The 13,764-nt window shown below is 48.6% G+C and carries 7 protein-coding genes; 3 read left to right on the top strand and 4 right to left on the bottom strand.

Annotation, left to right across the window (positions count from 1 at the left end):
• The 4 genes from GF404_12600 to GF404_12585 form a co-directional block, all read right to left on the bottom strand.
• The coding region (locus GF404_12600) for a hypothetical protein (GenBank protein MBD3383020.1) at nucleotides 1–4,313 on the bottom strand (4,313 nt) is incomplete at its 3' end.
• A 159-nt stretch (nucleotides 4,314–4,472) separates the two neighbouring features.
• Nucleotides 4,473–4,928: a CDP-paratose 2-epimerase gene (locus GF404_12595; protein ID MBD3383019.1), complete on the bottom strand. Its 456-nt coding sequence runs from the start codon at nucleotides 4,926–4,928 to the stop codon at nucleotides 4,473–4,475.
• A 2-nt stretch (nucleotides 4,929–4,930) separates the two neighbouring features.
• Nucleotides 4,931–6,298, bottom strand: coding sequence for a deoxyribodipyrimidine photo-lyase (gene phrB / locus GF404_12590; protein MBD3383018.1), 1,368 nt, complete (start codon nucleotides 6,296–6,298; stop codon nucleotides 4,931–4,933).
• Nucleotides 6,299–6,380: 82 nt separating this feature from the next.
• Entirely contained in the window at nucleotides 6,381–7,151 is a 771-nt protein-coding gene (locus tag GF404_12585) for a hypothetical protein (protein MBD3383017.1), read from the bottom strand.
• Between the two features lie 262 nt (nucleotides 7,152–7,413).
• Between GF404_12585 and GF404_12580 the strand changes: the two genes are divergently transcribed.
• The 3 genes from GF404_12580 to GF404_12570 all read left to right on the top strand — a co-directional run.
• Nucleotides 7,414–12,999: a PAS domain S-box protein gene (locus GF404_12580; GenBank protein ID MBD3383016.1), complete on the top strand. Its 5,586-nt coding sequence runs from the start codon at nucleotides 7,414–7,416 to the stop codon at nucleotides 12,997–12,999.
• 13 nt (nucleotides 13,000–13,012) lie between these two features.
• The gene (locus GF404_12575; protein MBD3383015.1) at nucleotides 13,013–13,360 is read left to right on the top strand and encodes a hypothetical protein; all 348 of its coding nucleotides are present in this window, start codon (nucleotides 13,013–13,015) and stop codon (nucleotides 13,358–13,360) included.
• On the top strand, nucleotides 13,357–13,764 hold a 408-nt coding region (locus GF404_12570; GenBank protein MBD3383014.1), incomplete at its 3' end, for a response regulator. The genes GF404_12575 and GF404_12570, both read left to right, overlap by 4 nt.

Below are 13,764 nucleotides of genomic sequence, written 5' to 3'. Positions count from 1 at the left end.
TAGACTGACGTCCACAGGTTGACCTCATCGCCACCCGGCCAGAACGAGAAACTGCCGTCCGGACGAATCATACCGCTGATTTTTAGTATCCCTTCATTGATGAAATAATCGTGTCCACGGCTTCCGATCAGTTCGGGCATGGTAAAACGGGCCAGTTCGCTAAAATAGAGCATCGGAAACAGTTTCGAGACGGTTTGTTCCAGGCAACCATAGGGATAGCTCAGGAGAAATTGAAGCTGACCTGAAAACTGCATTCCCGCCAGTGATGAAGTCTGGATCGCGTAGCTGTCTGTACCCTCGACCAGGTTTGTGGGAATTGTAAATTCGACCGTGCTGTCGGAGGTGACTCGTCCCGAACCCGAAAAAGTTCGGGGTGGACGCGGGGGTCGATTCGAGAGTTCAAATTCGCTTACGGTTCGGGATGTATCCTTTTCAGCAATAATCTGAAATTCGATCTTGCCCGGTTTTTGAAGGGCTCTGAGATCGAATACGACCGATCCCTCGGCGCCGTCATCTAAATATACGACCTGCCTTGAGTCTGAAACGGATTCCACCGGACCGTCGGCGGTCAGACTTACCTCGATTCGTCCGCTTCTTCCGCTGTGATTGAAGATGGAAATCAGGCCTTTGAACCTGTCGCCCGGACTGACAAAACGCGGGAAACTTTCCATGATGATTATATCATCACGGACGATCATTTCTTCTGTCGCTGAACCGTAGAGCTGATCCCTGACTGCCACTGCCGAGAGCCGTAATTTCCCGTTGAACTGCGGTAGATTGAATTCGACTGATGCCTGTCCTGTTTGATCGGTAGAAACTATTCCGGACCAGAGCGCAACCGGTTTAACTCGTTTGGCTGTGAAGGGATTGAGGTGACGTCTCTGGGCCATCTCGAACATCATCCGGTCGCCGGCTGGAGTGAGATGGCTTTTGGCCGGTTGTAATTCCGGGTAAACGAGTGAGTAAATATCATACGGTCGCAGATGCAGTTTACGCTTACCGTAAAAGAATTCGAGCGGATCAGGCGTCTGGTAATCGGTCAGCTGTAAAATACCGACATCGGTGGCCGACAGCGTCACCCGGCTTACTCCGGGTGGTGAGATATTCAAATCCAGCTGAATAGTTTGTTTGGGTTGAACTACTTCAGGTACATCGAGCTTTATATCGAGCGCTTTATTTTCAGCCGAGATCTCTATCGGGGCAATCCCGAACGCTCGAGCCGGCGAGGTTTTGTCGATTTTACCGGCCGGCTTGATGACCGTGGCGGTAATATACGCGGTGGGGAAATAGTTTTTCTTTACTGGCAGAGAAATCTCGGCCGTGTTTTCTTCCATCTCGAGGGTGATGAAATCGACTACCTCTTTTCTCTCGACAGTTACCAGTAGTCGACCGCCAAACGGCGCACGGATCTGTATTTCCGCCTTGTCTCCCGGTTTATAATGTTCACGATCCAGCCCAATCTCGAGACGATCCGGAGCTTTCATCGACCATGGCGCGTAACCCCATCCAGAGGAGTAAAAGCTGACCGAACTTCGATGACCACCCCGGATATCCTCGGCGGTCAATCTGTACCGACCGTAGTCGGGAGCTGTCAGGCTGAAACTTGCCTCGGAATCCGTCATAGCGATGTAGAATGAATCCACCGGTTCGGCCTCCTCCTCGGATACATAGCGGTAACCGCCGTCCGGATCCTGTTTCAGGACACTGTTATATTTCAGGTAGTACAGAACAATCAAAAGCGAGTCGCACTCGGCTTTATCTCCCTCATAATCCAGACATACCGCTGAGAAGTCCGCTTTCCGGCCCGGTTCTACGAAACCCTCGAAATCAGCTTTGAGCCCGATCATCCTGTGATAGGGAAGGAGCATGATTTCTTCGTATGCGTTGACCGCACGACCTCCCTGTTCACGGACTGAAACGGAAATTAAACCCTTGATCAATGAGGGTGGAGTATAATTATCATTGACTTTATAGGTAAACTGGTGGGTGCCGGAATCATCGAGTATGGATTCCGGAAAATCATGGGTTACCCGTGCGAAACTGCGCCCCTCGTCGGAAAACGAGTAAGGCGACCAGCCATCCGGATCGAATTGATGTGCTTCGAGAATGATTTGACCCTTGACCGAATATCCTTCCGCGGGTGGGCCGAATAGAAACTTAGAAACCACATTGGCCCGGATCCGATCCCCGCTTGTGTATACTTTCCGGTTACTTGTTACCTCGACTGAGATCCTTTCCGGCATAAACTCTTCGACTGAGAATTCCGTCCTCCCGATAACCATGTCTGCGCCGATATGAACGAGCGCTTGATACCTGCCTGTGGGAGAGAATTCCGGCAGAATCAACTCAAATTCTTTGAAGTCGGTATCTTCAGTATTAAATCTGAAGCTTTTGAATTCGCGCCCGGTTGGATCGTGAATCGTCAAAAAGCAGGGGAAATCATCAGGTTGTTCACCTTTTTCATCGCGGATTAAAGTAACGATATGAGCTGTATCGCCGGGGCGATAGATGTCCCGGTTCATATATGTGAAAGCTTCGTATCCATCGCTTAAATATGGTCTGCCCCTGGTATCGAAATCTTCAGTAGGAAGCAGGCAGTCTGAGAATTTCATAAACGAAAGATCATCGTCTTTGGAAACCACTATCAAAAATGGATCGAACCCTTCGATTTGTGCGCCGATGTCTTCAAAGATTGCAATCCCGCGTGAGTCGGTGCGTCCTTTCAACAGTTGCTGGTTATTGTGGCTGAATAAATAAACATCAGCCTTTTTGACAGGTTTAGTTTGCGAAAGGCTGTTGACCCAGACCATCAGGTAATCGTCTGACATCCGTGCCATGATCCCCAAATCAGTCATCATCACAAGGCGAGTGTCCGCAACCCAGCGATCTTCTTTTTTACGTACTGAGAGCTTGAATATACCTTGTGCGTTATCGCCGATGACATCACCGACATCGATCGTGGTTTGAAGCTTCTGGTTGTGCCGGCCATAGAGCTTCTCAGTCGATTCAAAGAAATCCCGTCCCAAAGTTGAAAGGTTTACGGTTCTGTAATTGCGCAGTTGATAGGGACGATCTCCGAAAGCATAAACCAGGTTATTCGGATAGTACTGTTCAATTTCGATCGCCAGCTTTTCGATGTTGACAGTTTCGATTTCCAGCAGACCGTTACCCCTGTCGGGCAGATAAATCCCCTGGGATGTGAAATTCACGGACGGCGGGTAATCCGGCATCGTGATCCTGGCAGAAAAATCTTTATCAAGCAGAGCGCCATTTTCCGCCGGAAGCCCCTTGTCAACATTGATTGTATACGTCTGCCCGGGCTTAAAGTCTCCGCTCAGCTGGATTTCATAATAGTGTTGCTTGATTCGGTAATCGGTTTCAGGTTCAATTACGATATGTTTCTCAGCATCATCCTGCAACACTTTCTGGCTGAAACGTATCGCGATCACTCCATTGGTGCCGTGGTAGCGCGGTCTTGCCTCCCGGACAGTCAAACGCCGGCGACGATCGACTTCCAGTTTTTTCTCGAAGTCCGAGTCAAGTTGATTGCCACAGCCGAGGCAACCGAGACCGTCATCGATTTTAAGTAGATATATCTGTCCCTGGTCGGTCAGCTTAAACGGTTCCGTGCTGATGTGTACATTGTGACCGCGGTCGGCGTAGAAGCCTTCACTTGTTCGACCTTCCACGTAGCTGTCTTCTACATCCCACTCGAGAGCTGATTTAACGCAGTTCTTATCAGCTTTGATTTCTAGATTTTGTTCGAGTCCGGCCAGGTCTGTTTCGTAGTTGAATCGCAGGTTTATATGTAAGCGTACCATTCCGGGATTGTCGCTCGATGAAACCTGCCAGTGGTCGACAGATTCGATTGCCAGGGGGGGAGTGGAAAACCTGAAGGTTCGTTTTTCGCCGATACGGTTGCCGTAGCGCCAGGCCTTGTCGGATCGCACCCGGACTTTATAATCTGTCGCGGGGGCCAGTTCGCGGTCCGGAAAGAAGCGCAGTTTATCTGTATCTACCCAGCGCGCCAAACCCGTTAATGGCGGTTCGAATTCGAGCGGTGGATCGAGCACAGCCGAATCAAGGTCTGTGTCAGACACGAGGTCGCGATTGAATTCGATCGTGAAGTTAGTCTGAGGTCCAACCTGTCCGGAAGGTGCAAATGACTCGACTTTTACATCCAGGTCAGGTTCAGTCTGCGGTTCTGATGACAGCAGGCCAACACCTCCGATTACCGCTGTAATCACGACTGCAGAAATCAGTAAAATCGTCCGTGAAAACTTAATCCTGTGTGCTTTTTGATAGAGATTCATACGTTCCCCCGGTATGAGTAATAAATTGCGGATGTCATTGCAATCTCGCGAGAGATGCAATCAATTATACACTCACGAATCGATGAAGTTCAATGTGAAACCATTCGATCATCGGCTCAATCAGTTGATTAAAATGATAATGTTATTTTGTCGGTAGAGCTACTTAAAATAGTTGCCGATCACATGGCGGCGGAAATCGAAGATTTGCTCCAGCTTCTTTCGTACGAACAGGGCGTGAGCCAAATTACCGATGATTCCCATTGGTATCAGGTAGCGGACCTCATCGGTGATTTCGGTTCCTTCGGCAATGCTTTTGAAGGTATGGGTATGGTGCCAGAAAGAGTAAGGCCCCCTGAGCTGAACATCCACGAATTTGTGTGGAGGGTCGTATTCACTGATCAAAGATGTCCAGCGCACAGCCAAGGGTCCGAGAACTTTAACCGTGTAATCGATCAAGCTACCGCGGTTCATATCGATCGGTGTGGGAGTGATGATATTGAATCCCATCTCGGGCGGTGTGATTCTCGACAGGTTTTCCGGCCGTGAGAAAAACTCGAAGACTTCTTCCAGAGGTTTTTCGACGACCTGTTTTCTCTTCAATATGTACGGCTTCATTTCTATTTCCTGAGTTTATTGATCTTTTCAATATAAGCCATGACATTGAATTTGCGTTCACATCCGGACCGGCTCATATAGCGCACTTTCCCAAAAATTTCGCGTTCTCCGTAAGCCCGGTCGTGGACTCCCCCGATCGACCAGGCCACACCGGTGTAGCCATTGGGATCCCTGCCGTCAAGTTCATAGCGGTCGTTCAAATAGATCGCAATTTGCTGAGCCTTTTCGGGTGAGGGCGACCATTCGAGAATCTTCTTGGCCCAGTACATGCGCATGTAACCGTGCATCTTGCCGGTGATCACCATTTCCAGTTGCGCCGCATTCCAGAGCTCATCATGGGTTTTCGCGTTCTCGAATTGGTCACACGTGTAAACGTACTCTCGAGGATCATCGCGGTGCTGATCGAGAGTTCGTCGCGCCCACTGGGGGAATCCGGCATAATTATCATAATCGCGGTTAAAGAAACAGAAATTGTCTGAAAGCTCCCTGCGGACGATCAATTCTTCCAGAAATGAATCTCGCTGATTCGAGGCGGTAGACCGGGATAAAATCTCCAGGGCTACCCGCTGGGCCGATATCTGACCAAAGTGTAGATACGGCGAGAGATCTGATACCGCCTCAGGATTCGGATCATTGCGCTTCTGGTCATACTCATCCAGCCGGGTACGGATGAACCTGTCCAGCATCTTGTGAGCTTCCGTAGATCCCGGCACAAAGTCTGAAACCGGTCCGACCGACATATCGATTTTGAGCGACTTGACAGCTTTTTTCCAATTGACTCCGGGCAACACATTATCGAATCCGTGGGGATATTTCCTGAATTCGTAAAAATCGGTAAGGTAATCATCGAGTCGCCTCTGTATCTTGGGACGGATCGTGCGTGCCGCAAATTCCTGTTTGTCCGAGGCAAGCCGACAGGGCACAATGTTGTGGGCATCGACCTCGTAAGCTGGTACAGCCAGCTTTTTGACGGTTTTCTCTTGCCACTGCCTGTTTATCTTGAGCGGATTAAAATCGGTCACGAGGCAGGATGCCTTGAGCTTTTTGACAGTGCGGGGAATTTCGACCTCCGGCTGACCTGAAACGAGAATAAATCCGACATTCAAGGCCGACAATTTCTTTTCGAGAAGCTTCAATCCGGCCAGCATGAAGTCATATTGTCTCCAGGTGGAGTCGAGGTAACCGGGCGCTAGGCAGAACAGAACTGCCAGTGGTTGTTTGAGCTTTAGCGCCAGCTCACGGGCGTACAAGAGAGCCCAGTTATCCTCGACCCGCTGGTCACGGCTCATCCAGTAGACCACCGGGCCATTAGATAATGGATATTGATTTAGAGAGCGCACCCGCCTTTTGTCGATCTTATTTATATTCATAGCTATGTTGCGATATCGTGTTCAATCTTTTAAGATTTGGAACCGCTGCCTGACCGATCTGTTCCCGCCCATGATTCAATTATCAGAATGGCAAACGTATGTCCCGCTCGCTCCCGATCGCAGTGTTGTAAGAATGGAGCATACCGAAATTAGCGCAACTCACCGAGAACCATTCGATAAAACGATTATGGGCCAGTTCGGTTTTGATCGCTTCACTCACCTCGACACTTGATTTCTTCTGGATGTGGGCGGTCTGGATGATCTTGATCTGGTCATCGGGAGTTAGAAATGAGTACACCGGTGATAAGGAATGCTTATCCGCCAGATCTACCAAATCCTCCGGATAAGTCTCCTGCCGCGATTCTATTTCAATCGTGAGAACGCTCATCTGTCCGAACAAACCACCCTCTTTTTCAGGATCGGAGGCCGGATCGGTCGTAATCACGGGAACATGGATTTTGAAAGTGATCTTTGGCTTGTCCCATACTGTGGTCAGCTTGGCCGAATAGTTGCAATGGTAGCGCACCAGACATTTCTCCCCTGAGACCGGTGTTGTTTTCTCGGCAAAAAAAGGATACTCGAATTCAAGGCGTACTGTGTCGGCATTGAGAGCTTTCAGGTAACTTTCGACGTTTTCGGATAATGTCGCGGTGTCGATTCGACTGCGATGGCTGTGCAGGACCTGAATAAAGCGGTTCTGCCAGTGAGCTTCGAGATCCGCCTGAATTCGGGTGCGTACGGAAATATTTGCGATAGTCTGCTGACCTTCCGATTTCTCACGCGAGGGCACCTTGATCGGAAAGGGAAGGTTTCCCATGCCGACATCGACCAGATTCTTGCTGTCGTCTGCCATAGTGTACCTCCGATTTCAGATAGTTCAAACTCAATCTAACATTTTTTAAACTGAATTGGAATTAAAAACAGGTCATTTTGTCTTCCTGCTTTATTCCGAAACAATGATTGTTGAGAGTTTCGCTAAACTCTGATTAACAAATCTGTAACTGCTAAAAGGTCAATCAATTCAGCCGATAATTAAGAAGGAATCTGGTGGTTTCGTTGATGGTAGAGTGATTTTGTAATCAGCTGTATTTCTCAGTGAATTTTTTGAGGATTTCGTGAATACTGCCCGCAGCAACATAAAAACCAGGGTATTGTTGCCTCTGGCTGTCGGACTTCTGTTTATTTTGACAGCCTTATCGCTGGTATCCAACCAGACTTTTTACTCACGAATGCAGGGCATTGCTTCCAGAGAATTTGATCTTGCTCAAAATTTATTCTTCAAGGAAATCGGTCATGATTCTGTCGCAATGAACAAAATCCTGACACAGCTTACCAGTGATGATTCACTCCGGCTTTTCGCGCGCGTGGGTGATTTCAATTCACTGAGCGAGAGATTGAAAAAGATTTCAAAGCAAAAAGTAGTTAAAAACAATATTGATCGCCTGGCTTTATTCGATCCTGCGGGAAATCCTTTGTTCGTGTACTCGAGTGATACGAATGCACCGATCGCTGAAACCAAAGCTAAAACGCGTATGCTTACAGGCGATCGACGAAAACACTCCGGATTTCATCTCGACTACAACAATAAAGTCTTTCTCAGCAGTGTCCTGCCCTGGAAGGTAGAATCATCTCTGTATGGCTATTTTCAGGCCAGCGAAGTAGCCGAGAATCTGATTCCGAGACTTTCAAATCTTTTCGGTACTGAATTTATCTTTATTGCAAGTGGGTCAGATTCACAGGTTGAAACACAGGCGGATGAAGCGGACATAACAAAGCCCTTGATTGCAGGATCTTCGCTCGAGCTGAAAACTGCCGGCAGGAATAAATTGCTTGAGTATATATCCGAGGCTGGTATTGCAGAGACCGGCCGTATTGAAATGAACGAACACCATTATCTTACGCGTTGGTACGACCTCGAACTGGATAATGGCGAAAACCATGTCCAGATGCTGATGCTTTATGATATCACGGCAAAACGAGCCGGACATCATGCTGTCCTTACGACCCAGCTTGTAATCGGGGGATTGATATCATTATTATTGTTTCTGGCATTCTGGCGCTATATTCATCTTCTCGATGCCCAGCTTTTCAAGCTCCATCGTGATCTTAAGTCTGAAGCCGATGAACATGAGAAAGCTAAACAGCATGCCACCGAAGTGGCCAGCCGCTACGAGATGCTGTTCGAGTCTGCCAACGACGGTATCCTGGCGATGGTCGACGGCAGGTTTGTCGAATGCAATTCGCGAGCGGCTGAGATGTACGGACTTTCCAGGGAAGAAGTGCTCGGTAAATCACCGTTGGATTTCTCGCCCGAGTTTCAACTCGATGGTCATACTTCTCATGAATTAGCAGATAAGTACATCGATAACGCACTGGCCGGAGAACCTCAGAAATTTGACTGGCTCCACCAGCGCGCTGACGGGAGCATGTTCTATACCGAGTTAAACCTGACCAGGGCCATTCTTGGAGGCAAGACACACCTGCTGGCTATTGTTCGCGATGTCAACCAGCGCAAAGAGATGGAAAAACTGTACTCGGAGCGGATGCGCTACGAAAAGAATATGGCCGATTGTTCGCAGTCATTGCTGTTATCCAAGATGGATAAAAAGACAGTCATCAACAGCACCCTGCATCATCTCCTCCGGGCTTCCCAGGTCGGAAGGGTTTATATTTTTGAAAATATCGATGATCCGGAGCTGGGTCTATGCATGAAACAGACCTATGAAACCTGCTCACCCGGTGTGAAACCCCAGATCGACAATCCTGTTCTCAAGAAATTGCCTTATTCCGAGGGTTTTATACGCTGGAAGGATGTTCTTTCGAAGGGTAGGGCCGTTGTCGGTAAAGTCAGCGATTTTCCCGAGGAAGAACGCGAAATTCTGAAATCACAGGGAATTCTATCGATACTGGTTTTACCGATCAGGGTCGAAGGAAATTGGTACGGCTTTATCGGGTTTGATGATGTTTCTAAGGAAAAAGAGTGGAGTGAAGAAGATGTAAGGCTTTTACGCACTGTTTCCGAAATGATCGGCGCTTACATAGAACGCAAGCAATCTGAAAAAACGCTTCGTCGCAGTGAAACCCGTTTCCGTGAACTGTTCAACAACATGAGTAGCGGTGTGGTGGTGCTGCAATTCGATAAAGAATATGATTGTTTCTATGTCTCGGATTTGAATAAGGCGGGTGAAAAGCTGGATGGCCTTGATCGCCACGAAGCGAACGGCAAGAAACTGGAAGAAGTGTTCCCGTTTGTTGCTGATACGGACTTCATTGAGGTTCTCAGGCGTGTGTATGTTTCCGGTAAGCCGGAAAACTTCTTACTTACGTGCATGGTACCGAAAGAAGGACAGATCTGGCGTCAATGCTACCTGTATAAACTTCCTACCGAAGAAACCGTGGTAGTTTATGATGATATCACTGAAAATGTCCAGATTGAAAGAGCACTGCGTGAAAGCGAAGAGCGTTACCGCATGATTGCCGACTATTCTACTGACCTGATATCGATTCATGACACGGAGGGACGTTATACTTATGTATCACCGACCATAAAATCCCTGCTCGGATATGAATCGGTAGAAGTATTGGGACATTCGGCTTATGATTTCATCCATGAGGACGATATCGAGTCTGTCCGCCAGCGTCATGCCGAAATAGGCAGTTCAACAAGCCCTGGCATGACTACCTACCGGATCCGATGTAAAAACGGCAAGTATCTCTGGTTCGAAACGATCAGCAGGGGCATCTTCGATAAATTCTCCGGCACGATTCAGCAGTTAATTTGCACGTCACGCGATATAACAGATCGCAAAAAAACCGAGGAGGAATTGCGCGAAAGCCGTGAACGTTTGCGCCTGGCAACCGAGGGAACCGGAATCGGCATCTGGGATTTTGATGTAGTCAATCAGCATCTTGACTGGGATGACCGTATGTTCGAGATCTTTGATGTCGACAGGGAAAATTTTGGGTACTCATTTGCGGATTGGGAAAAATGTGTTCTGCCGGAGGCTCTGCCGACCGCCCTTGAGGAATTTCAGAGAGCCCTCACAGGAGAGAAGGAGTTCACGATCGAGTTTCCGATACTCAGGCGTGATGGCCAGATCCGCCATCTTGCCGGGGCGGGAATTGTATCACGTGATCAAGCTGGTCTCCCGATAAGGGTGGTAGGCGTCAATTTTGATATAACCGATCGTAAAAGGTTTGAGGATGAGTTGCGCGAAAGCGAATCACGCCTGCGAGCCATAACCGACTCCGCCCAGGATGCAATCATCATGCTCGATCCACAGGGACAGGTTTCCTTCTGGAATCCGGCCGCGGAGCGTATCTTCGGCTATTCGGAAAAAGAGATGATCGGTCAAGATCTGCATCAGATGATTGCCCCTGAATATTACCATGCAGAACATAAAAAAGCATTCAAGGAATTCAAAATCACCGGGCGTGGTGATGCTGTCGGTAAAACGCTCGAGTTGAAAGGGCTGAAAAAAGACGGCAGTGAAGTCGATGTCTCCCTTTCATTGTCAGCTATAAACATCAAGGGCAAATGGCATGCGGTGGGGGTCATGCGAGATATTACCGACCGGATTCAGACTGAGAAAAAACTGAAGCGTTTGAGTCTTGCCGTGGAGCAGTCCAAAGACGGAATAGCCATTGCCGATCTCGAGGGAAATATTGTGTACGCCAATAATTCCTGGGCCGAGATGCATGGCTACACGATTGAGGAAATGCAAGACTGCTCGATCGAAATGTTCCACACCGAGGAGCAGATTCAGCGGGAAATTATGCCGTTTCATGAAAAAGTCAGGCAGAACGGAGTCCATAAAAGCGAGGTCAGCCACAAGCGCAAAGACGGCAGTGTGTTTCCCTCCTTTATGACGACCTCCCTGATGAAATCTAATGAAGGTGAAACAATCGGATTCATCGGGATCTGCCGCGATATTACCGAACAAAAGGAATCAGAGATCAAACTGCGTGAATACGCAGAAGACCTGCGGATCGCCAAGGAGTTCCAGGAGCAAAATGCCGCCCAGCTCAAGGTCGTAATCACGGAGCTGGAGCAGGCGCGAAAAGAAGCTGAATCTGCCAATAAGGCTAAAAGCCAGTTTTTGGCGAACATGAGCCATGAGATTCGCACCCCCATGAATGGTATTATTGGTATGACCGATCTGACCCTGGATACTGATTTGACGACCGAACAGGAAGACTACCTCAGCATGGTGAAATCCTCCGCCGAACAGCTACTGCACCTGATCAACGATATCCTGGATTTCTCGAAGATCGAGGCTGGTCAGCTTCTGCTGGAAGATATAGAGTTTGACCTGCACAAGACTATTGAAACAGCAATTGAGCCTCTCATCTACCAGGCTCGTGAAAAGAAACTCGAACTGGTGCTGTTTGTTCATCCCCTCGTACCAGAGCGTGTGATCGGTGACCAGGCCCGCCTGCGCCAGGTTATTGTCAACCTGGTCGGCAACGCTGTTAAATTCACAGAAAAGGGTGAGGTTGTTCTGAAAGTTGAGATGGAGGCCGGTTCATATCAACCCCGCTTCCATTTCAGTATCTCTGACACCGGGATCGGTATACCTGAAGACAGGCTCGAGAAGATCTTCGACAGCTTCACGCAGGCCGATGGTTCCACCACGCGTAGGTATGGCGGAACCGGGCTGGGCACGACTATTTCGATGCAGCTGGTGGAGCTTATGGGAGGCAGTATCTGGGCCGAGAGTCCGACCAATAAGCAGGATATAGGTGGTCCGGGCTCTACCTTCCATTTTACACTTGAACTGCCGACAAAAACCGATCCTGAACGGAGCGCGCCTTTGGCCGCTGACCTGGCCGGAAAACGGGTTCTGGTGGTCGATGACAACCTGACCAATCGCCGCCTGATCTGTGCTCTTCTGGAAAACTGGGAGATGCGCGCGGATTGTGCTGAAAGCGGTGCCAGGGCGATGAAGATTGTGCATGAAGCTAAATGTGAAGGCTGGCAGTATGATCTGTTTTTGGTCGATGTCGCCATGCCGGAGATGGATGGTGTGGAATTGATACGTCGGCTGAGCGATTCTAACAAAGATATAGCGCGCTCGTGTGTGATCATCAGCTCAACTCACCAGTTGAGTGAAAAAGGCGAACTGGAGAAGATCGGATGTCGTGCCTATCTTCAAAAACCGATACGAAACTCCCGTCTGTTTGACCTGATAAGTAAAATTCTTGGAAGTTCCCGGCAGGTTGAGGACGGTTCCTCGGATCTGACTGACAGCGAATCTCAAAGCGGAAGTGAAACCGGACTTGAGAGAAAAAGCTATAAAGATGTCTGGGTACTGCTGGCTGAAGATAACAAGATCAACCAGCATCTGGCGCGCAGGTTGCTTGAGAAAAAAGAATTTAAAGTCGATACGGTCGAAGATGGTTGGCAGGCGGTCGAGGCCGTTCTTGAGAACGAATATGACCTGGTCCTTATGGATGTGCAGATGCCGGTTATGAAGGGGTCTGAGGCAACACGGCTGATTCGGGAAAATGAGCGCGAAAAAGGCGGACACCTGCCGATCATCGCTCTGACAGCTAATGCCATGAAAGGTGACCGTGAACACTGTCTCGAAGCGGGAATGGATGATCACCTGACTAAACCGATCAATCCGGTTGAATTGTATAAATGCATAGAAAAATATATTAAAATCGAAAAAAAAGGCAAAAAACAGTCGATTACATAAACAGGGAGGTGTAGTGGAGATATTTGATCTGGAGACAGCTCTGGCCGCAGTTGAGGGTGATCGTGAATTGCTGGCCGAGCTATTAGCAATGTTTTCCGAGCAGGAGCAGGCCCTGTTGCAGGAAATAGATTCGGCCATCCAAAACGCGGATGGGAAAAACCTGAAAGCTACCGCGCATTCGCTCAAGGGCGCGCTGGGTAACCTGGGTGCCAGCCGGGCCGCTCAGACCGCCTCTGAAATGGAAAAAATGGGTGAAATCGGCGATTTCGACTCCGCGCGGAACAAATACGAAACGATAATTGCTGAAATTGACAGCTTTAAAAAAGCAACGGAAAATCTACGGACGGTGGAATCACGATGAAAGTACTTATAGTAGAGGATGATCCGGTTTCTTTGAAATTGATGGATTCGATCCTCACCAAAAAGGGATATGAAACCGTAGCCACGACTTCAGGCAGGGAGGCGATCGATTACCTGGATAGCGGAAAACTGGTAGACCTGGTTATTTCGGATGTTATGATGCCCGAGATAGATGGATTTCAGCTTTTGAAATACATGAATTCGCACAAGAAAATTCAGAACATCCCGGTTATGCTGTGCACCGCCAGAAATGACAAATCCTCGGTGTTAAAAGGTCTCGATCTGGGAGCTCGTGATTATATAGCCAAACCGATAAAGGCCGAACTGCTTCTGGAAAAAGTTGAGCGTATGATAAACAAAATACCCGGCTATGTGCTGATTGTCGATGATGAGGCGTTGTTACGC

Source organism: Candidatus Zixiibacteriota bacterium, assembly GCA_014728145.1.
Lineage (GTDB): Bacteria > Zixibacteria > MSB-5A5 > JAABVY01 > JAABVY01 > WJMC01.
The sequence above is the reverse complement of the archived record's forward strand: the minus strand, read 5'-3'. Positions and strand labels throughout refer to the sequence as shown.

Excerpts from the sequence above, each read along its gene's own strand:
- GF404_12595 (MBD3383019.1), bottom strand. The coding sequence starts at position 4,928 with ATGAAGCCGTACATATTGAAGAGAAAACAGGTCGTCGAAAAACCTCTG.
- phrB (MBD3383018.1), bottom strand. The coding sequence starts at position 6,298 with ATGAATATAAATAAGATCGACAAAAGGCGGGTGCGCTCTCTAAATCAA.
- GF404_12585 (MBD3383017.1), bottom strand. The coding sequence starts at position 7,151 with ATGGCAGACGACAGCAAGAATCTGGTCGATGTCGGCATGGGAAACCTT.